We start from the raw sequence: 21,733 nt of genomic DNA, 5'->3' as shown, positions 1-21,733 counted from the left end.
GGATGCTCCTGCATTAACGGGCGTGGTGTTTCCCATAAATTCTTAATTGACCCTAACTATGAAAGCGAACGACACAAAAAAACTATGGTGGGTGGCCGCCGGTGCAGGAGCCATTATGGCAGCGAGAGCCGCCATCAGGAATTTAGGAGCCTATGACTTCAACCATAAAGTAGTACTGATAACCGGAGGCTCCAGAGGCCTGGGCTTGGTAATGGCGCGGCAATTGGCCGAAGAAGGTGCCCGACTGGTACTTTGCGCCCGCGACGAGTTTGAACTGGAGGATGCCCGCATGGAGCTGGCAGGCAACGGTGCTGACGTGCTGGTGCAGAAATGCGATGTAACGGTAGCACAGGAAGTAAACGATATGGTTACGAATGTGCAGAACGAGTTCGGACCGATTGACGTGCTTATCAACAACGCCGGCATCATCCACGCCGGTCCCGTGGCAGAAATGAATCTGCAGGATTTCGAGGAGGCCATCAACACCCATTACTGGGGACCTGTTCATACTATCATGGCGGTACTGCCAAGCATGAAAGCTCGTGGGGGCGGGCTTATACTTAATGTTTCTTCTATTGGGGGAAAAATAAGTGTGCCGCATCTAGTTCCTTATAGTGCCAGTAAGTTTGCCCTGACGGGGCTGTCGGAGGGGCTACGAGCAGAGTTAAAGAAGTATAACATAAATGTAACCACTGCTACACCAGGCCTGATTCAAACAGGAAGTCCCCGCCATGCGTTTGTGAAAGGTCAGCACAAACAGGAGTATGCACTCTTCAAAATTATAGATTCCAGTCCCTTAACCTCAATGAGTGCGGAGGCTACAGCCAAAAAGATATTGGATGCCCTGCGCTTCGGAGATGCTGAAGTAACGACTACACTGCCTGCTAAGTTAGCGGCTCTGCTGCACGGCCTGTCGCCGGAGTTCATGACCAACGTCTTTGGCATGGTAAACAAATTACTTCCTGGCGAGGGCGGCATCGGCAACAAAAGGGCGAAAGGCTACGAGAGCGAAACAGCCTTGTCAGAATCCTTTCTTACAGAGCGGACGCAGGAGGCAGCGCAGCGCAATAATGAGTTATAATTCTGTTACGGGGCTTAGTAAGGCTTTTTCTGCAGTTGGCGTACTTTTGCTATCTTGTCTAATGACAATAATCTCCCTTAAAAGCTAGAAATGTTTATGCTGTAAATGCCTTCGCTCGCGCCCCGCGAGCGTGAGTCATTTCTGGGCCTCTGTCCAAGCCGGTACAGACAAGACTTCCTTTTAAGCTAAGTCTGAAATTTGCGCAGTGTAAGAGAGATTAAAACGAATCTGCCTCCAAAGGGAAAAAATGAAGCTTGTCTTATAGTATGATTGAAATTTGAGAGCCATACTCTTGGCAAAAAACTTGAAAACAATGAAAATAAAGAAAAGAGAAAAAGCCTATGACGGCTATTTTAAGATAAATAAAATAACTGTAGAGCAGGAAGGGCAGACTTTCACCCGAGAGCAGTTCGATCGTGGAAGCGCCGTGTGTGCCTTAGTATACGATACAGAAAAACACCAATATATTCTCACAAAACAGTACCGGATTGGATCTGAATCGGAACTGGTGGAAGTAGTGGCAGGTATGATAGATGAAGGAGAACAGCCGGAGCAAAGTATCAGAAGGGAGATAGAAGAGGAAATTGGTTACCATGTGAATAAGCTGGAGCATCTGTATACATTTTATTCTTCTCCGGGCGGCACTACAGAACAGGTATCTTTATTTTATGCAGAGGTGTCGGAGCAGCACGGTGCGGGCGGTGGAAGTGCGCAGGAACACGAGTATATTCAAATTGTGCGATATTCAGCTCAAGAATTAATAGACTTAGAGACACATGATGCTAAAACGATTATCGCACAGCTGTGGCTAAAGCTGCAACAGAAATAATTTGTTTTTATGGTTAGAGGGGTAAAACAGCTTCTCAGGGGAGGCTGTAAGCTAAACTGCGTTGAGGGTGTTTATCAAAACCATTGACAGAGTTAGGTTTACAGCCTCGGGAAAAAACGCTATTTTAGAACCATTCATCCTGTTTCTCCGGAAGTCTGAAAATATTTAAAATTTTACTTTAGAATACTGAAGCTGACCGCTTATATTTAAGACTCACTTACATGTTGGCGGCTTCTGTTATGACCTTCTCTAAAGTACAAATTCTATTGCTTCGATGTATCACCGCGTGCGTCTTCTGTCTTTACCTTGTTTCTTGCCAGGAATCGAATACAGATGGCTTGTTTAACAATATATTAACAGACAGGGAGGAGAGGCAGCAGGTGGAGGTCCCGGCTTCGTTTACCGCAGCCAGTGCCCAGAAGCTTGGGCATCAGGTAGACTCCATTTTTACCTACTTGCATAAGAGAAGAGGCTTTAACGGAACGGTGCTGTATACAAAATACGACCAGGTGATTTACAAGGGGGCGTATGGCTATGCCGACTTTTACCGAAAAGATAGCCTGACCACGCAAACGGCTTTTCAGCTGGCTTCTGTATCCAAGCAATTTACGGCCATGGCCATCATGATGCTGAAGGAGCAGGGCGAACTAGATTATGATGACACTGTGCAGCAGTACATCCCCTCGTTTCCTTATAAAGGAGTTACCATCCGGCATTTGCTTACCCATCGGTCTGGCTTACCCAACTACACGTATTTCAGCGATGAACTTTGGCCCGATCGCAAGAAGTCAATCACAAACGATGATGTCCTAAACCTGATGGCGGAGCATAAGCCACGCGTTTTTTACAAGCCCGATACTCACTTCAATTACAGCAATACCGGTTACTTTCTGCTGGCCTCTATTGTAGAAAAGGTTTCTGAAATGTCCTTTGCCGCCTTTATGCACCAGCATATATTCGAGCCTTTGCAAATGACAAACACCTTTATGTTTCATGACCTGGAAAGCCAGACCGGGAAAGTAGCCACCGGCCACACCCGGGCCAGGCAAAAAAGAACCTCAGATTATCAGGATACTGTGCTCGGAGACAAAGGAATGTTTTCTACGGTAGAAGATTTATACAAGTGGGACCAGGCCCTGTACACGCAAAAGCTGGTAAGGAGAGAAACTCTTGAGGAGGCTTTCAGAGGCTCCCGCCCTGAAGAGAAAAAAGACGAGGACTATGGGTTTGGCTGGCGTATCAAAGCTGTTGATAGCGGTGATACTGTTGTATACCATGCCGGCTTATGGCATGGCTACACGACCTATCTGTTGCGAAACCCAAAGGACCACAGCGCGCTTATCATTTTAAGCAATCTACCCAATGGTAGCCTTCAGCATCTGAAAGAAGTCAGAAGCTTCCTATATCCCGCCCAGCCCGTTACCATTGCCAATAACGAGAAAAAGCAAGGTAAAGCAGCCGGTGCTAAAATGTAAAAGTCTTAATCGTCAGAAAGAAATTTGCAACTGCGCTTCCGTTCTAGAATGGTTGTTTAGTGTCAAAACCATTAGATAAGATGTTTTATACTTCTTATACTTTTGACAGACTACTTGTGGGCTGCTTCGACTGCTTATTGATGCAGCTAAATTCTGTCAGTTTATGGTTTAAATAATCACACAGGAACTCGAGTAATTCTGTCTGAACTCTTTTGGAGTGCTTCCTTTTTCCCTTTTAAACACCCTGTTAAAGTAGGAGAGGTTATTGAAGCCGCATTTGTAGGAGATTTCTGAAATAGTTTCGGTGGTGTCAATCAGCATACGGGAGGCATGGCCGAGGCGTATCTCATTCAGGCTTTCCACAAATGTTTTACCTGTGCGCTTTTTTATAAAACGGCTGAAGGACACCTCCGGCATGTTCACCACTTTCGAGATATCAGCCAGCGTAATGTCTTTGTCATAGTAGGTTTGCATGTATTCAAAAGCTTTTTCTATTCTTCTGCTGTAATAGCTGAACTGATCTGAAGTAAAGGTGCTGTTGGATAAAGTCCGCATGTTGCGTGACGTAGACAGGTCATGCAGAATAGAGATGAGTTCCAGCACAGAGTCGAAGCCGCTCTTCTTAGCCAGTTGCTCAAGGCGTGGCTTAAAAGCTTCTTTTGTTTCCTGAGAAAAGGATATTCCCTTGGAGGAGCGTTCCAGCAAAGAACGGATAAAGCTGAGTTGGTTGCGCCTCAGAAATTTCTCGTCGAACAGGTCGCGGTGAAACTGGATGGTTATTTCGTTGATGCTCTCGCTTTGGCACTGGTGCGTAAACCAGCCGTGCGGCAGATTGCTACCTACCAGCACCAGTTCAAGGTCGTCAATCAATTCAATATTGTCCCCCACAACGCGCTTGGATCCGGTTGCATTCGATATCAGGTTCAGTTCATATTCCTCATGATAGTGTAAAGGGAACTTGAACTCTTTCTTCGTCCTGGAGAAAACGGTAAAGCAGTCATTCTGGGTTAGCGGGGTTATCTCTCTGTAAGCAGCAGTTGTCATGGGTACTATTAATTTAAAGCTAGTGCTGATTTTGTACTACTGAGTATTATGATAGCGGAAGGTAAAAAAAGTATTGGTGCTTTTGTATGCCTGTCCTATCTCTTCTTTTGAATTGATTCTGTCTAATTAAATGACGTGCATCAACTCGGGTATTATCTTATGTCCAGGAGCTATCACTTCAGGCCTACCTGCTTGGTAAGATGAAGCATGTTTTAATGATGGGCTGCTAACTATACACTAAGTTCCTTTTTAATTGAGGTCACCTTCAAGCCTGTTCACATCCTCCTGTTAAAAGACAGCGTGCCGAATAGGAAGTAATTTAGTCAAAGTTTTGGTAAAATAGTATTATAAACCTGAGAACAATCTATTTAGTTTTGTAATTAAGAAACAAAGTTGCTGATTACTTACTTATTACCCTTCGTTGTTATTCCGACCTGTTTGTATTGAAGTGCTCTTTATATCTTTTCTGTTACGGAAAATACCCTCTAAGTGGCTTCTTTAAGGGTCTATAAGCAATGTTGAGGAACTGGGAGAGCAGCATATCTTTGGTTCTGATGCATAGATGTTTAGGTGAAAAGAACAGACCATCTTATTTGATCCTGTATGGCCCGTATTGTCCTCTTTGGTTTTCTTGCTTTCCTCTTCCTGCAAGCGTCCTGTTCTCAGAAACTGCAGGTAACTGATACTCACATCCTGCCAGTAGACCCGAAGGCAACACAGGAAACAAAGAACCTTTACGCCAACATGAGACGCCTCTCAAAAGAAGGCATCATGTTTGGGCACCAGGATGACCTGGCTTACGGCATCGGGTGGAAGTATGAAGACGGGCGCTCTGATGTAAAAGAAGTAGTGGGAGCATATCCTGCCGTGGTTGGCTGGGACCTGGGCCATTTAGAACTCGGAATTGTGACCAACCTTGATAGTGTACCTTTCGACAGAATGCGTGCCTACGCACAGCAGGTGTACGAACGGGGTGGACTAAACACCTTTAGCTGGCACCTGAACAACCCGCTTGATCCTTCGAAAACAAGCTGGGACAAGATGGACTCTACCATTCAGCGCCTTTTCAACGACCCTGTGGCCCTTAAGCGCTACGACTCCTGGCTCGACAATGTGGCAAACTTTATGACCAGCCTCAAAGGGCCCAAAGGAGAGTTAATTCCAGTCGTTTTCCGCCCGCTGCATGAGCATACCGGCAGCTGGTTCTGGTGGGGTCGTGACCATGTTTCTCCTGAAGATTATAAGAAAATGTGGCGCTACACCATCGATTACCTGCGAAACAAAGGAGCCAATAACCTCCTTATTGCCTACTCCACCGACAGGTTTATCTCCCCCGAAGATTATATGGAGTGCTACCCCGGCGATGACTACGTGGATATTGTAGGTTTTGACCTTTACCACCGCCCAAAAATAGACCCAGCTGTTGCTTCCCCCGCACCTGACACGGCTTTTATAAAAGATGCCAGACGCATGGTGGAAACCGTGGGCCAGATAGGGCAGGAGAAAGACAAAGTATGGGCTTTTACCGAAACAGGTCACGAAAAGGTTCCGCTGACAGAGTGGTGGACGGACACCCTGCTTCCGGTAGTGGAGAATGCCGGCCTCTCGTATGTGCTAGTCTGGCTAAATGGGCGGCTAGACCACTATTATGCACCTTATCCGGGGCATAATAGTGTAGAGAACTTCAGGGAGTTTTATAACCGCGACAATGTATTTTTTATGAAGGAGGTGGATGCTAGGAACATCTATAGTGCACCTCCGGCAAAGTAATAACAGACGCTTGCAGGTTTAGCATAAGCCATACTTGTTCTTCCTAAGAATTACTCTCCCATAGCCTTAGACAATCAGCCAAAAATATATAAATGAGATTAACTGCAATTGATATTGGTATAGTTGCCTTGTACCTGGTAGCCGTGGCGGCTATAGGATTGGTGATGCAGCGGAGGGCAAGGGTAAACAAGAATGCCTACCTCTTGGGTGGTAACACCCTGCCATGGTACGCACTGGGGCTGTCCAACGCCTCTGGTATGTTCGATATCTCGGGTACCATGTGGATGGTGATGCTGGCCTTTGTCTATGGTCTGAAAAGTATCTGGATTCCGTGGCTGTGGCCATCCTTTAACCAGGTTTTCCTGATGATGTTCCTGGCAGCCTGGTTGCGACGGTCTAACGTTACTACTGGTGCTGAATGGATGCTGACCCGTTTTGGTAGAGGGAAGTTTGCTGATAAATCACATGGCATCGTCGTGGTGTTTGCCCTTATAAGCTGCCTGGGCTTCCTGGCGTATGGCTTTATAGGCCTGGGTAAATTCGTGGAAATATTTGTGCCGTGGTCTTACGTGCAGCCTTTCCTGCCGTTTGATCTTCCTGCTGAATTTGTGCCGCACTTCTATGGCCTGCTGTTTACTTCCTTCGCTGTCTTTTATTCTATTTTAGGTGGTATGTCCAGTATTGTCTGGGCCGATGTGCTGCAGTTTATCATCATGACAGTAGCAGCCGTTGTGATTGGGGTAATGGCGATGAACAACCTGGAAAAAGCTTCTTTGAATGTGCCGGAAGCATGGAAAACTCCCTTTTTTGGTGCCACGCTGGAAGACCTGAACTGGACAGGAATTATAGATGAAGTGAATGATAAAATCCAGTCAGATGGTTATTCATTGTTTGGCATCTTCTTCAGCCTGATGGTTTTTAAAGGAGTACTGGCCAGCATAGCAGGGCCAACGCCAAACTACGACATGCAGAAAATTCTTTCAGCGCGCTCTCCGCAGGATGCCGCTAAGATGAGTGGTTTTGTGTCACTGGTGCTTATCCCGACGCGTTACCTGATGATCATTGGTTTTACTGTGCTGGCCTTGCTGAATTACGAGCAGCTCAACCTGGAATCGGCAAGCGGTATCGACTTGGAAAGAATTCTGCCTTCTGCCATTCAGAACTTTGCTCCAAATGGATTGATGGGCCTGATACTAGCCGGGCTATTAGCTGCCTTTATCGGTACATTTGCCGGTACGCTGAACGCCGCCCAAGCTTACCTAGTAAATGACATCTACCTGAAGTACGTAAACCCGACGGCAACAAACGACACCGTAAGCCGCATCAACTACACCACGGGTGTGGTGGTCGTGCTGGTGAGTGTAGTGATTGGCTTCTTCGCAGAAGATGTAAACAGCCTGTTGCAGTGGATCGTGGCCGGACTCTACGGCGGCTATATTTCTGCGAACGTGCTGAAATGGTACTGGTGGCGCTTTAACAGCAGCGGTTTCTTCTGGGGCATGCTGGCTGGCATCGTGCCTGCGCTTGTCTTCCCTTACCTCTTCGACGGTCTGGATTTATACTACTTCCCGCTGCTGCTCCTTATTTCGCTGGCAGGGAGCCTTATTGGCACGTTTACGGCACCTCCTACCGACGAAGAAACCCTGCAGAGCTTCTACAGAAATGTGCGCCCGTGGGGATTCTGGGGACCTATAGCTGAAAAAGTGAAAGCAGAAAACCCGGAAGCAACAGAAAACAAGAACTTCTGGCTCGACGCCTTTAATGTGGTGATTGGGGTGCTGGGGCAGATGTGCTTAACGGTTCTCCCGATATACCTGGTGATTGGAATGGATACGGAGCTGTATGTGACCATCGGTATTTTGCTGGTGGTGTGCATTATCCTCAAAAAAACCTGGTGGGACAAGCTAAATACACACAATGCCGCTATTCCGAAGTCTGAAAAGGAACCACTTATTACACATTAAGCGGCGGCTCTTGCTGTGCATGTGACAGCATTGTTGTTAGCCTGGCCAACTGACAACAGCGGATAATCCCGCTGTGTCTTGGTAAAAAGAGGAATTACCCTGGTAGATAGATCAAAATAATTTTAGTAAAAATTTCCGATGAACACTGCATTTAAAGAACGACTCAAACAATTAGAAGAAGCACATAATAACCTGATTACACGGCAGAACAAAAAGGAGCCGCTGGGGAATGGTATCTATGATCGTTATACGAATCCTATCCTGACGGCGCAGCATGCCCCGCTCTTCTGGCGCTACGACCTGAACTCGGAGACAAACCCTTACCTGATGGAGCGCATCGGCATCAATGCTGCTTTCAATGCTGGTGCCATTAAACTGAACGGCAAGTATCTGCTGGTGGTGCGGGTAGAGGGCGTAGACCGTAAGTCTTTCTTTGCGGTGGCTGAAAGCCCGAACGGCGTGGACAACTTCAAATTTTGGGACCGCCCCATCACCTTGCCTGAGACAGATGAGCCGGACGTAAACGTGTATGATATGCGCCTGACGCAGCACGAAGACGGCTGGATTTATGGCCTGTTCTGCACAGAGCGCAAAGACCCCAATGCGCCGCAGGGAGATGAGTCTGCTGCCAACGCCCAATGCGGTATTGCCCGCACAAAAGACCTGGTGAAGTGGGAGCGCCTGCCAGATTTAGTAACAAACTCTCCGCAACAGCGCAACGTGGTACTTCACCCCGAGTTTGTTAATGGCAGGTACGCCCTGTATACCCGTCCGCAGGATTCCTTTATTGAGGCTGGTACGCGCGGTGGCATTGGGTGGGGCCTGGTAGATTCTATGGAAAACGCGGTAGTGCCAGAGGAAACCATCATCGATGAAAAACGCTACCACACGGTTTATGAAGTGAAGAACGGACAGGGACCGGCTCCGCTTAAGACTGACAAAGGTTGGCTGCACATGGCCCATGGCGTGCGTAACACCGCTGCTGGCTTGCGTTACGTGCTGTATGTTTTCATGACCGACTTGCACGATGTGACAAAAGTGATACACAAACCTGCCGGTTACTTTATTGCCCCGGAAGGCGAAGAGCGTGTAGGTGATGTATCGAATGTAGTGTTTGCCAACGGCTGGATACCGGAAGAAGACGGTACCGTGTATATCTACTATGCCTCATCTGACACCAGGATGCATGTGGCCACTTCCACTATAGACAGGCTTTTAGATTATGCCATCAACACCCCGGAAGATCAGTTCCGTTCAGCTGCCTCTGTAAACCGGATCAACCTGCTGATTGACCAGAACCTGGCCTACCTGCAGGAGCAGGGAAAGGTATTGGAGGTGAATGTGTAAGAAGCGTTTGAGAATGAAGTCAGAAGGAAAAGAAGTTAAAAGCAGGCTCAAGATTTACAAGGAAGAGGCGGAAGCAGAACTGGAAAATATCCTCTCTTTCTGGATGCAGCATGCACTGGATGAAAAGCAGGGCGGCTTTATCGGGAAAATGGATAACAGGGGAAATGTTGTGCAGGATGCTCCGAAAGGGGGTGTCCTGAATGCCCGCATCCTGTGGACCTTTTCGGCCGCTTACCGACATACTAATAATGAAGTCTACTTAGAGGTGGCTGATCGGGCTTATAACTACCTGATGCAGCATTTCTGGGACTATACCTATGGCGGCACTTATTGGTCTGTAGATGCGAAAGGAAATCCCCTCAGTACGCGGAAGCAGATTTATGCCCTCGCTTTTGTGCTATATGGCCAGAGTGAATACTACATGGCGACTCAAAATGAGAAAGCGCTGGAGGGCGCAAAGGCGCTGTTCCGGTGGATAGAAAACCAATCATTCGATCCAAAGCAGGGCGGCTATTTTGAGGCGTTCAGCCGGGAGGGAGGCTTGCTGGACGATTTGCGCTTGAGTGAGAAGGATCGAAACGATCCAAAGACCATGAACACGCACCTGCACATACTGGAAGCCTACGCCAACCTGTACCGGGTATGGCCCGACCAGCACCTGGGGCAGCAGTTAGAAAGGCTACTGGAAGTGTTCCTGCAGTACATGGTGGGAGAGGATGGCCACTTGATACTGTTCCTGACAGAAGACTGGAAGCCAACTGCAGACCTTGTTTCTTTTGGGCACGATATAGAAGCTTCGTGGCTGCTGCAGGAAGCGGCAGAAGTACTGGGCAGGCAGGAACTGACAAAGAAAGTAAAAGCAGTAGCCGTGGCTATGGCAAAAGCTACTTCCGAAACTTTGCAACCGGATGGCAGTCTTTACCATGAACTGAATCGTGAAAACAATCACTACGACAAGCACCGAGAATGGTGGGTGAGCGCCGAGACCATGGTAGGTTTCCTGAATGCATATGAGTTGACAGATAATGAAGCTTACCTGCATCACTCCTGGAATGCCTGGCAGTTCTCTAAAGACCATTTATTAGATAAGGAAAGGGGAGAATGGTTCTGGGGCGTAAACGACGACTACAGTTTGATGGAAGCGGAAGATAAAATCGGTTTCTGGAAATGCCCTTACCACAACGCCCGCGCCTGTCTGGAGGTGGTGCATCGTTGTGAGAAGATGATAAATAAATAATTTTTTCAAAAAGCTGGTTACAAAAACTGGCTTTTTGTTTTCTTACCGTGCTGGAAAAGCTGGCATGAGTTTATTTAATAGAATTACCCGTTAATCCAAGACAACCTAAAGTTTTACTTACATACCTATACATGACAAAGAATCTCATCCTTCAAATCATTCTAGCATTTAGTTTAATGCATACTGCGTGGGCTGTGTCTGTCCCGGCCATTTTCAGCGACCACATGGTATTGCAGCAAAAAGCAGAAGTAACCGTATGGGGCTCGGCCAAGGCGGGCGAACCAGTTACGGTGGTAGGCACCTGGAATAACAAGCCTGTGACGACTAAAGCCAGCAACCTGGGCAAATGGTCTGTTAAGCTGAATACTCCTGACGCAGGAGGTCCTTATGTGGTGACCGTGAAGGGGTACAATACCATAATAATCAATGATGTGTTGATTGGCGAAGTATGGCTTGCCTCCGGACAGTCAAACATGGAATGGTCGGCTGCGGCGGGTATAGAAAGCGCCGAAGTGGAAGTGCCAAAAGCAAGTTACCCTGAGGTACGCTTTTTCAATGTGGCGCACCAGACAGCCGACGGTCCGCAACTCAACCTGCAGGGCGATTGGGTAGTGAGTACTCCTGAAACCATGAAACACTTCAGTGCTGTAGCCTACTTTTTCGGGAGGGAGTTGCACCAGGAGCTTAGTGTGCCGGTAGGGCTCATTAACAGCAGTTGGGGTGGTACACCCGGAGAGGTGTGGGTAAGCCCTGAAACCATTGCCAGCGACCCGGTATTGGTGGAGGCTGCAGCAAAGCAGAAAGAAGTAGAATATGGTCCTTCACAACCTGGCAAAGCCTACCATGCCATGATAGCCCCGCTGATTCCGTACCACATTGCCGGTGCCCTCTGGTACCAGGGTGAATCTAACACCGTTGCTCCGGAGGCCTATGAAACCCTGCTGCCAGCCCTCATAAACAACTGGCGCAGTGAGTGGGGCTATGAATTTCCTTTCTACTTTGTACAGATTGCCCCTTATAAGGACTATGGTCCCTATGCCGGCGCATTATTAAGAGACTCACAGCGCAAGAGCCTGAAAGTGCCGGATACCGGTATGGTGGTGGTAAGCGACATCGGCAACAACGACGACATCCATCCAAGAAACAAGCTGGACGTAGGAAAGCGCCTGGCTAACCTGGCATTGAATAAAACATATGGCAAAGAAAACCGCCCTGCCTCCGGCCCTTTGTTCCGCGAGATGAAAGTGGAAGGCAGGAAAGTAAGGCTGTACTTTGACTATGCAGATAAAGGACTGGTGAGCGAAAGCAAAGCGTTGCCAAACTTTGAAATTGCCGGCGAAGACCGCAAATTTGTGAAAGCAGATGCCAGAATAGACGGAAACACGGTTGTGGTGCAGGCTAAGTCGGTGAAGAACCCTGTGGCAGTACGCTATGAGTGGAGCAATACGGTGAAGCCAGGTTTATTTAACAAGGCAGGGCTGCCCGTATCTTCCTTCAGAACAGACAACTGGCCGATGCAGCAGTAGCCTAACCTGGAGCAATTCTCAAGGTTCGTGACGCAAAAAGAATGTTGAGTCTCCGGCTTAACTGGGCCGGAGGTCCAAAAACAGTAAGTCTGAAGAGGACACTCGTACCAAATTGTATGAATCAGCGAGAGGAGCATAGATGTTAAGAAGGCTGTCGGTAAAACCACACAACAATGGCAGCAGTGTTCTTCTATTCCTCAGGTTTGGAGGTAACAAGTGATAGGGTGAGTTAACTTTCCTGCTCCATAGTAAACACCACTTTCCTTTAAGAACCAAAGACAGAAGAGCCATTCACTTTTATGAATGGCTCTTCTGTTTACCAATAATGTCTAATATCCAACCTGAGTTTAGTTTCTGCTAATCATCGTATTCATCTCTGTCCTCCCACTTCTTCATTAACATACCTCCAAGAACAATTCCCCCAAGGGCCAGTGCGCCTTTCAGGATATCATCGCGGTGGAGACTCAGCCATACCTGCGGACTGGAATAAGTGGCCTGGTCGTCGAAGGTTCCGTGTGCGCCATGGTCTCCTGGTATAGGTTCATAAAGATTGTGTTTTCGGTTAGGATCTTCCGGCACGTCTGTCTGCTGCCCCTCAATACCGTTTTTAGCTAGAACATAATCTGCAAACCAAGGGGCTATTTTGTTCCCGATAATCGCCTGCAAGGTAGGATACCCTACGCGGTATTCCCGGCGTTCATGTTCCGCGGCGTAAACAATTACCTTTGCAGCTACCTCTGGCTGGTATATTTTACCCATTGGCTTCGGTTTGTTTGGCAGGCGGGTCTTTACAAAGCCAAACTGTGTTGTGTTCATGGCAGGCAACTGCACCATCGTTACTTTCACGTTGCTGTTGTCGTGCATCAGCTCTGTGCGCAGTGAGTCATAGAATCCCTGAATGGCATGTTTAGACCCACAGTAAGCAGACTGCAGCGGAATACCACGGTAAGCCAGTGCGGAACCAACCAAAACAATGGAGCCCCGGTCGCGGGGCAGCATGCGTTTGAGGGCAGATAAGGTGCCGTACACCTGTCCAAGGTAGGTTACCTCCGTTACACGCTTGTAATCATCCGGCGTCATCTCCTTTACCGGGCTGAACACACTGTTCATGGCGTTGTTCACCCATACGGTAATCTCCCCGAGTTCCTCTTCAATTTTGGCAGCAGCGTTTTCTACGGCCTCGGCATCAGCTACGTCTACCTGTACATATACCGCTTTGCGGCCTAAGGCTGCTATTTCTTTCTTTGCTCCTTCAAGTCCTTCAAGTCCACGGGCAAGCAAACCTACGTCGTATCCCTCCTGAGCAAATTCACGGGCAATGGCCCTTCCCAAGCCAGCTGAGGCACCGGTCACAACCGCTACGCCTTTGTAGTTACTGTTGTTGTCTTCATTCATATTTATGGCAGGTTAAGTATAATTTTCTCCTGCTGTTGGTACGCCTCCTTTACTGACTTAGTTATATTCAGAGCAACTAGTATTAATAGTATAACTAAGGCTTTATGTTTGATCTGCTGCAGGTAGTTCAGGAACCCATACCCTGATGGCGCGTAAATCAAAGTGACAAACGAAAAGACTATGAAAACAAAAAAAACAGTAATAGACAAAATCAGAGAAGACAACACAGAGATAACCCGGTACCGGCGTCTGATTGCAGCCCAGTCTGCCCTGGGTTTGATAGACTTTAGCCTGATATCCCTGTTCCAACTGGGCTTTATCAAGAGCATGCCTGACCTGCCCGGGAAAGTATTTGACACAGAGAAAGTAAACTCATCACAAGATGCCGTGCTACTGGGCATGCCGGATGGCTTTGTAAGTTTAGGAGCTTATACGGCTACCATGCTTTTGGCCACCGCCGCTACCCGCTTCAAAAAGCAATCGCGCATACTAGATGTGGCCATGGGTGCAGTTATATTAGGGCAGGCTGCCGGTGCTGCGCAGTATCTTTACAAAATGGCCTTTGTTCAGAAGAAGGTATGTATTTATTGTGTGGCTGGTGCTGTTATCAACTTCTCTTCTTTAAGCCCCATGCTTAAAATCCTGAAGCGTCGGGATTAGTAGTAGCTGGCAAAGCAACCCGTGGCTGATGCGGATTTTCCATCCTGCTCAATAGCATATATTTAAAAGTAGAACAAAACAAAATGGCAGTGAGAAACCTACATCGGGTCTCTCACTGCCATACTTACCACCAGTCATCTCATCTAATCGGTGTGGCTGGATAAGCCGCTTGCAGCAAAGCAGCCAATTCTAATAATCTTCAATCAGTTTCCTTTGCCTCATCCAGGTGCACCAGGTAACGCGTCAGGTTATCCCATTGCAGAGCCTGCACGCCGGCCCATCCGCCTTCAGCTACCAGCGTATTCAGCAATGCCCGGTCGCCGGCCTCTTCTCCCTGGTTGTTGATGCCTTCGTTCTTTCCAATCTCATATGCCCAGATGGTTTTGCCCTCACGCACCACCCGGAAGGTACTGCTAGCCTCCTTAATGAAGAAGTGCTTGATCTCTTTCTCTTCCTGGCCGCGCTGCTCGGGTTTTTCACTGGGGTGCACCACAAACTCCGCCATATTCTCCTCTTCCCTGATATCCGTTACCTTTACCCAGTTTTCTATAGTTGAGGCAGGGAGTATAATTTCAATGTAATAGCCTATTTCAGGTTTTTGGGCTGTGGTACGGTGTCCCCGGCTGTCATAAAGACGGAAATCGGAGTTAAAGCTGGCCATTTTTGTCCACATATTTACATCAAAGAGTTTCTGCTTCGACCGTTCAAACTCCTTTATGGCTGTGGCTTCATCAGCAAACTCCTTGTGGTTGTTGTAGACTTTGTCTTTGGTCTCCTCGCCCTGCACCACCTTCACTTCCTTCTTCAGGTTCTCAAACATATCTTTCAGTCCCATATCGCTGCGCTTCCTCCTAAGCTTTAAATTCTAGTTGTTTCACTCAGAAGCAATACGGTCCTCATGGCCAGATGTTGGTGTAAAGGCCTGCTTTAGTGGCTTTAGGAGGTGAAATATCATTATAGTTCTGTCGGCGTATAAAAAATCTGTGACTCATAAGAGTATTTCTTAATCCTAACAGAGAACAATGGAGGACGATAAGCACAAAGAGAACGGAAAGCACGAGATGGGTATGCGCGGCGTTACCAGGCCAATGGCTGAAAAAGAGGTGCGGCAGCATAATGAGAACATGCACAGCGACGGGCAGGACGAACATAACCAGCACCAGCACAAAAGAGGAGACTATCAACATGAAGAGCAGCAGCACAAAAACGGCGGCAGCCATGATATGAATATGTCGGAGGAGATGCGCGAGAAAATGCTGCACATGCACCACATGCAAACGCTGTGGGTGTATTGGATGATAATCATACTAGGAGCCTGGGTGCTGCTCTCGCCGTTCACCTTCGACTACGGCATCGGTACGGTGCAGCCATCGGGTGGCAGAACAGTATGGCTCACCCTGGACCAGCGTATCATTTTCATGAAGTGGAGCGACATTATCAGTGGTGCACTCCTAATCTTTTTTGGCTGGCGCGGCCTTACACCTAACCGGCCTATAAGTATTTGGATCTGCTGCTTTATCGGCGTCTGGCTCACCATGGCACCGATTGTTTTCTGGTCTCCTACAGCCGTAGCTTACCTTAACGACACCATGGTGGGTGCCCTACTGATAGCGCTGACCATTCTGATACCAGGTATGCCCAACATGATCATGTACATGAAGATGGGACCTGACACACCACCCGGTTGGAGCTACAACCCCTCCAGTTGGCCGCAGCGGTGGATTATGATGGTGCTGGGTTTTGTGGGGTGGATTGTGTCCCGCTACCTCGCCGCTTTCCAGCTAGGGTATATTGAGTCAGTCTGGGACCCGTTCTTCGGTTCGCAAAGCGAGCAGGTGCTGAATTCTGCTATGTCGCATTCACTGCCCGTCTCTGACGCAGGACTTGGTGCCCTGGCTTATACCTTTGAGTTTTTGATGGGCTGGATGGGAGCCCCCACCCGCTGGCGCACGATGCCCTGGATGGTCGCTTTCTTTGGCATACTCGTCATACCGCTGGGGATGGTGCATATTTTCCTTGTCATCAGCCAACCGGTGGTGGTGGGAGCCTGGTGCACCTTCTGCATCTTAGCCGCTGTTATCATGATTCCGATGATTCCGCTGGAGGTAGATGAGGTGATTGCGATGGGGCAGTTTATGAAGCGGAAGGTAAAGCAGCAGGGAGAAAGCTTCTGGAAGATATTCTGGAAAGGAGGAACAGTGGAAAGCGACGAAAAAGATGAGGCTCCAGCCATGATGAAATTCCCGCAGCAGCCGGGCGCTGTTTACCGTTCCTCCATCTGGGGCATCAGCTTTCCCTGGACGCTGACAGTGGCGACGCTGCTGGGAGCAACTGCCATGGCGGCACCGGGTGTGCTGGGTGTGAGCATCCATGAACCAGTAGCTAATGTGTTCCACCTGGGTGGAGCGCTAGTGGTGGTGGTATCGGTTTTTAGTATGGGGGAGCCGTTGCGTCTCTGCCGCTACTTTAATATCCTGTTGGCTTTGGTAGTAGCTGCGGCACCATGGTTCATGCAAGACAGCCCGAGCAGCCTTAGTATAACCGGCTTGATTCTAGGGTTGGCGATAGCAGCATTGTCTTTGCCACTGGGTCCGAAAACGCAGCGCTATGCTGGCTGGGACGAGTACATCAAGTGAAAGTATATATGAAGTGGATAGACAGAGATAACTTTAATTCCTATTGGAGGTAGGGCGTTATAGAGCACTATGAATGAGAATGGCGAGTATGGCAGTGCGAATTTTTTGGTGACTTCCTGTCGGAAGCTTATGCCTCGTACTTCATGCTAATGAGGCGTAAACAATTGATAATTAACCTTAAATATGCTGGCCCCGTTAAAAAGTACAAGTAACAGGTTCAAACCACTATAAAATAAACACTATGGAAGAGACACTTTTAGGATTAGGTATTTTCGGCATTGTACTGGGGCTGGTGGTGCTGGTTCTTTATTTATGGAGTATTGTTTGGTCTTATAAAGATGCGGAACGAAGAGGAAAGCCGGGTTGGCTGGTAGCCATTGTCGTAGCGTTTCTTGCGTGGCCAATCGGATTGCTCCTGTGGCTCCTCGTTCGGCCAAGCAATACAACCACATATCGGCACTAGAAAAAAGTATATAAGTATAAACTGTAAAACCTGCCTTTGTGCTACTCGCGCACGGGCAGGTTTTACGGTTTAGTAATGAGATGAACTTCCTGTCATACCTGCCGCTCCCGCCATACAGGTAAAGGAAATATCATATGGTTTACGCATGCCAGCTTTTAACATTTGAGACAGATCGATTCCTAAATGGAGAAGGTTGAAGTTTAGTAAGTCAGGTATAAATATTCATTCTAAAAGCGAAGAATAAGCAGGAGCCATACATTTGTGCCTCTCAAAACAAAATAGAATTACAGCAGTGTATTTTGATGGATTTATAACTTTTCCGATCTGTATTTTTGCTGGCCTGGAATAAGAGGTAAAACCCCTATCAGAAAATATTTTGCAAGTATTTAGAATGCGATCGTTTTATGTATATAATTTATTGATTTACAAAGCATTGCAAAGTGTGGTTGCGCCTTGAACAGCCCCTTGTGAAGCAGGAAAAGGAGTGCCTGGCTTTTTATTAGTAAAATGGATTTTGTACTTTTGTGGTTCAGTTAATAATGTTTCAATGTAAACGCTCTGAAACCAGAGTCGTAAAAACCACAAGTAATCAGAAGAATGAATAATAGCAACGTAGCTATCCTCGGAGCAGGAAATCTCGGAATCGCCATTGCAGAAGGCCTGATAAGCAACGGCCAGTTTAAGCCTGAAAACGTTTTTGTAACTAGAAGAAATACCAAGTCTATTCAGTTTCTCAAAGACAAAGGACTGCAGGTAACAAACAGCAACAGCGAAGCCGTGAAGCAGTGCCGTTGGATCATGCTGTGTGTGCAGCCCGCACAGTTAGATAACGTGCTCAACGACATAAAACCACACCTGAACCCGGAGCAGCATGTGTTGCTAAGCGTGATAACAGGTGTAACCATTGATAAAATAGTGCTGTCGGTAGGGGAGTTCCCCATTGTGCGCAGTATGCCGAACACCGCTATTGCAGTACAACAATCCATGACTTGCCTGGCCTTTAACGGGATGGCTGCACAGGTAGAGAACGAGGTAGTGGGTATTTTTAACTGCCTGGGCGAGACGCTCATTATCGAAGAAGAACTGATGGCAGGAGCTACCGCCCTTTGCTCCAGTGGCATTGCGTTTAACATGCGCTTTATCCGTGCGGCTACACAAGGCGGTATTCAGCTGGGATTGGATGCTGAAGATGCGCAGAAGATTGCTGTTCAGGTAAGTAAAGGAGCCTCTACTTTGCTTGCAGTAAACGAATCGCACCCTGAGCAGGAGATAGATAAAGTAACAACCCCTGAGGGTTGTACCATTGCCGGCCTGAACGAGATGGAGCACCAGGGGCTTTCCTCTGCGGTTATCAAAGGCTTAGTTACCTCTTATGATAGAATCCGGATACTGAAAGAACAGCGGGAAGCTGAGTCAGTATAGTGGCTTAGCTAATGCTTGTTGCTGCTCCCATACTTTAGCATGAAGTGTTATTGGTGTGGGAGCAGCAATATTTTATTTCAGGTGCCCGGCTACAAAAGCAGTTCCACATCATTTCTCTTTACTCCTTTTGACGTTCATAAGCCATCCTACTAATAGTAAACTATAGCAGCTATTTGTGTAGGTATGCATGATCCCGTTTTACAGTGAGCCTGTCTTTTAGTTCTGAATCAAATACCGGCAGCATTTGCGCTTGCAAAAATTAGAAGGAAGCGTTTTAGCCTTTGCTAAACCCACAATTTTGGCCACAGAATACCCAGGAGCAATTCAAGGGAGGAATGCCTGCGTTTAGCCGAAAATCAATTTTTTTATTAAGAAATAATCATACATGGATCACCAGGCGCAGCTTGTTGTTGTAAAAATAGGCTCTAATGTTCTTACTAAAGACGATGGCTCACCAGACAGGGAACGCATGGCTTCCCTGGTAAAGCAACTCGTCTTTCTGAGGGAGCAGGGGCTGCAGGTGGTATTGGTTTCGTCAGGGGCAGTGGCCTTTGCCAGAAAGCACATCACCTTCGACGATAAAACAGAATCAGTAGTAAGAAAGCAGATATTGGCCTCCGTCGGGCAGATAGACATCATACATGCTTACAAAGACCTCTTTCAGAAAGAGGGGCACCAGATCGCCCAGATTGTAGTAACACCACAGGACTTCCGGTCCCGCAGACATTACCTGAACATTAAAGACTGCCTCCTGGGGCTGCTCAACCACGACATCATACCCATCGTCAACGAAAATGATGCGGTAGCTGTAACCGAGCTGATGTTCACGGACAACGATGAACTTGCTAGCATGACGGCCGCCATGATTGATGCCGATACCCTTATTCTGCTGACCAACGTGGATGGTATCTACAAAGGGCATCCCAATGACCCTGCCTCTAAGCTTATAGAGCGGGTAAGCCGCAGGACCTCAGGAGTCAGCCGTTATATTGCTACCTCAAAGTCTGCTTTCGGAAGAGGCGGTATGCAGAGCAAAATGAAGATGGCAAAAAAGGCAGCTTATCTGGGGATACATGTTTACATTGCAAACGGAAACCGCGAGAACGTGCTGCATGAATTTTATCATAAGAAGCTGAAGGCAACTTATTTTGAGCCGGATTCATCTAAGCCAAACCCGCGGAAGTGGGTGGCGCACAGCGACAATTTCACCAAAGGGGAAGTACACATAAATCAGGGGGCAAAAGAGGCTTTATACTCTGATGAGGTGACTAGCTTACTGCCGGTGGGAATAAAACATATCACCGGAGATTTCACCAGGGGAGACATCATCCGGATCAGAGATGCGAATGGGGAGAATATTGGGCTGGGTAAAGCGGAATACTCCTCCAGGACAGCAACCGATAAAGTAGGACTGAATAACCAGAAACCGCTCGTTCACTACAATTACTTATATTTATTTAAATATCATAACGTCTAAACTATGGCATTGCAACAGGTTTTCAAAAGCGTGAAACAGGCTAGCAGAAAGCTAAACCTGCTTTCAGAGGAGAAGGTAGTAAAAGTGCTGCAGGACCTGGCCGCCAGGGCCGTTGAAGCCACCGAATTTATTCTGTCTGAGAACCGGAAGGACCTGCAGCGCATGGACGCCAGCGACCCGAAGTATGACAGGTTGAAGCTGTCGGCAGAACGGGTGGAGAGCATAGCCGCTGACATCAGCAATGTAGCCAGTCTACCTTCTCCGCTGGGAAAAGTGCTGGCTGAGCGAAAGCTGGAAAATGGACTGGAGCTAAAGAAAGTGTCTGTACCCTTAGGTGTTATCGGTGTAATATATGAAGCGAGGCCTAACGTCACCTTTGATGTTTTCAGTTTGTGCCTCCGTTCAGGAAATGCGCTGCTGCTAAAAGGAGGCAGTGATGCAAAGGACTCTAATACAGCCATAGTTAGCCTGATACATGAGGTGCTGGAAAACAATGGCGTAGGTAAAAACATTGTACAGCTCCTGCCGCCAGACCGTGAGGCCACACACGAGATGCTGCATGCCGTGGATTATGTAGACATCATCATTCCGCGCGGGAGCCAGGGACTTATAAACTATGTACGCGAAAACTCAAAGGTGCCGGTTATTGAAACAGGAGCCGGTATAGTTCACACCTATTTCGATGAGTTTGCTGACCTTGAAAAAGGTAAAGACATCATTGTGAATGCCAAAACAAGAAGGGTGAGCGTGTGCAATGCCCTGGACTGCCTGGTGATAAACAAGAACCGGGTGCAGGATTTAGCAGAGATAGGAAAAGGCTTGGCACAAAAAGAAGTGGAAATATATGCCGATGCTCCTGCCTATAAAGTTCTGAAAGAGAGTTACCCGGAGGAGAAACTGCACCAGGCAACGGACGAACATTTTGGAACAGAATTCCTGTCGCTAAAAATGTCTGTGAAAACAGTTTCTGATTTGGATGAGGCTATTGAGCATATCAACAAGTACAGCTCCCGGCATAGTGAAGCCATTATTTCAGAAAACGAAGCGCATACAGAGCACTTCCTTAGAGCGGTAGATGCCGCTGCTGTGTACGCCAATGCCTCCACTGCCTTCACTGACGGTGCCCAGTTTGGACTTGGTGCCGAGATAGGCATTAGTACCCAAAAGCTGCATGCCCGTGGCCCGATGGCTTTAGACGAACTCACCAGCTATAAGTGGATAGTGAAAGGAAACGGACAGGTAAGGGCTTAGAAACAGAAGCACTAAAATTTATCTGGAGCCGGCTGATGTTTTAGAACAGCAGCCGGCTCTTTGGCGTTTTTTGAGCGGCTTCTGTCAACTTATAGTGGTGGAATGTAATTGGATACTGCTGCTTGATAGTATGACATAAGGTATTACTTACAGTTT

At 47.6% G+C, this 21,733-nt stretch carries 17 protein-coding genes; 14 read left to right on the top strand and 3 right to left on the bottom strand.

Annotated features, from left to right (window positions below):
• Positions 1-58 precede the first annotated feature (58 nt).
• From ACFS7Z_RS04380 to ACFS7Z_RS04370, 3 genes are all read left to right on the top strand, one after another.
• Complete coding sequence (locus tag ACFS7Z_RS04380) at positions 59-1,081, top strand: SDR family NAD(P)-dependent oxidoreductase (RefSeq protein WP_377481492.1); 1,023 nt, start codon at positions 59-61, stop codon at positions 1,079-1,081.
• A gap of 313 nt (positions 1,082-1,394) precedes the next feature.
• Positions 1,395-1,910, top strand: a complete 516-nt coding sequence (locus ACFS7Z_RS04375; RefSeq protein ID WP_377481489.1) for an NUDIX domain-containing protein — start codon at positions 1,395-1,397, stop codon at positions 1,908-1,910.
• Positions 1,911-2,248: 338 nt separating this feature from the next.
• On the top strand, positions 2,249-3,385 hold the full coding sequence (locus ACFS7Z_RS04370) for a serine hydrolase domain-containing protein (protein WP_377481486.1): 1,137 nt from the start codon (positions 2,249-2,251) through the stop codon (positions 3,383-3,385).
• Between the two features lie 168 nt (positions 3,386-3,553).
• Here the strand turns inward: ACFS7Z_RS04370 and ACFS7Z_RS04365 are convergent, their stop codons facing one another.
• Entirely contained in the window at positions 3,554-4,429 is an 876-nt protein-coding gene (locus ACFS7Z_RS04365) for an AraC family transcriptional regulator (RefSeq protein WP_377481483.1), read from the bottom strand.
• 603 nt (positions 4,430-5,032) lie between these two features.
• On the opposite strand from ACFS7Z_RS04365, the gene ACFS7Z_RS04360 reads away from it, so the two are divergent.
• The 5 genes from ACFS7Z_RS04360 (at position 5,033) to ACFS7Z_RS04340 (ending at position 12,273) form a co-directional block, all read left to right on the top strand.
• Positions 5,033-6,199, top strand: a complete 1,167-nt coding sequence (locus ACFS7Z_RS04360) for a glycoside hydrolase family 26 protein (RefSeq protein WP_377481480.1) — start codon at positions 5,033-5,035, stop codon at positions 6,197-6,199.
• Positions 6,200-6,291: 92 nt separating this feature from the next.
• The gene (locus tag ACFS7Z_RS04355) at positions 6,292-8,163 is read left to right on the top strand and encodes a sodium:solute symporter family protein (protein WP_377481477.1); all 1,872 of its coding nucleotides are present in this window, start codon (positions 6,292-6,294) and stop codon (positions 8,161-8,163) included.
• A gap of 138 nt (positions 8,164-8,301) precedes the next feature.
• Positions 8,302-9,510, top strand: coding sequence for a glycoside hydrolase family 130 protein (locus ACFS7Z_RS04350; protein WP_377481474.1), 1,209 nt, complete (start codon positions 8,302-8,304; stop codon positions 9,508-9,510).
• 13 nt (positions 9,511-9,523) lie between these two features.
• Positions 9,524-10,747 carry an AGE family epimerase/isomerase gene (locus ACFS7Z_RS04345; protein WP_377481471.1) on the top strand — a complete coding sequence of 408 codons (1,224 nt, stop codon included), beginning with the start codon at positions 9,524-9,526 and terminating at the stop codon, positions 10,745-10,747.
• Positions 10,748-10,923: 176 nt separating this feature from the next.
• A complete protein-coding gene (locus ACFS7Z_RS04340) occupies positions 10,924-12,273 on the top strand; it encodes a sialate O-acetylesterase (RefSeq protein WP_377481468.1) in 1,350 nt (449 codons plus the stop codon).
• Positions 12,274-12,630: 357 nt separating this feature from the next.
• Here the strand turns inward: ACFS7Z_RS04340 and ACFS7Z_RS04335 are convergent, their stop codons facing one another.
• Positions 12,631-13,668 (bottom strand): SDR family oxidoreductase, encoded by a 1,038-nt coding sequence (locus ACFS7Z_RS04335; RefSeq protein ID WP_377481465.1) that lies wholly within the window; start codon positions 13,666-13,668, stop codon positions 12,631-12,633.
• Positions 13,669-13,848: 180 nt separating this feature from the next.
• Here ACFS7Z_RS04335 and ACFS7Z_RS04330 point away from each other — a divergent pair, with 180 nt between their 5' ends.
• Positions 13,849-14,328 carry a vitamin K epoxide reductase family protein gene (locus ACFS7Z_RS04330; RefSeq protein ID WP_377481462.1) on the top strand — a complete coding sequence of 160 codons (480 nt, stop codon included), beginning with the start codon at positions 13,849-13,851 and terminating at the stop codon, positions 14,326-14,328.
• Between the two features lie 199 nt (positions 14,329-14,527).
• Here the strand turns inward: ACFS7Z_RS04330 and ACFS7Z_RS04325 are convergent, their stop codons facing one another.
• The gene (locus ACFS7Z_RS04325) at positions 14,528-15,163 is read right to left on the bottom strand and encodes a hypothetical protein (protein WP_377481459.1); all 636 of its coding nucleotides are present in this window, start codon (positions 15,161-15,163) and stop codon (positions 14,528-14,530) included.
• Between the two features lie 187 nt (positions 15,164-15,350).
• On the opposite strand from ACFS7Z_RS04325, the gene ACFS7Z_RS04320 reads away from it, so the two are divergent.
• The 5 genes from ACFS7Z_RS04320 to ACFS7Z_RS04300 all read left to right on the top strand — a co-directional run bounded on the left by ACFS7Z_RS04320 (position 15,351) and on the right by ACFS7Z_RS04300 (position 21,577).
• Entirely contained in the window at positions 15,351-16,964 is a 1,614-nt protein-coding gene (locus tag ACFS7Z_RS04320; RefSeq protein ID WP_377481456.1) for a vitamin K epoxide reductase family protein, read from the top strand.
• A gap of 241 nt (positions 16,965-17,205) precedes the next feature.
• Positions 17,206-17,427, top strand: coding sequence for a hypothetical protein (locus tag ACFS7Z_RS04315; protein WP_377481453.1), 222 nt, complete (start codon positions 17,206-17,208; stop codon positions 17,425-17,427).
• Between the two features lie 597 nt (positions 17,428-18,024).
• Positions 18,025-18,849 (top strand): pyrroline-5-carboxylate reductase, encoded by an 825-nt coding sequence (gene proC / locus ACFS7Z_RS04310; RefSeq protein WP_377481450.1) that lies wholly within the window; start codon positions 18,025-18,027, stop codon positions 18,847-18,849.
• A gap of 385 nt (positions 18,850-19,234) precedes the next feature.
• Complete coding sequence (proB, locus tag ACFS7Z_RS04305) at positions 19,235-20,326, top strand: glutamate 5-kinase (RefSeq protein ID WP_377481447.1); 1,092 nt, start codon at positions 19,235-19,237, stop codon at positions 20,324-20,326.
• Positions 20,327-20,329: 3 nt separating this feature from the next.
• Entirely contained in the window at positions 20,330-21,577 is a 1,248-nt protein-coding gene (locus tag ACFS7Z_RS04300) for a glutamate-5-semialdehyde dehydrogenase (RefSeq protein WP_377481444.1), read from the top strand.
• Positions 21,578-21,733 lie beyond the last annotated feature (156 nt).

This window comes from Pontibacter toksunensis, from assembly GCF_042686245.1.
GTDB classification, from domain to species: domain Bacteria; phylum Bacteroidota; class Bacteroidia; order Cytophagales; family Hymenobacteraceae; genus Pontibacter; species Pontibacter toksunensis.
Note: the sequence above shows the minus strand (reverse complement) of the source record. Positions and strands in the feature narration are given on the sequence as shown.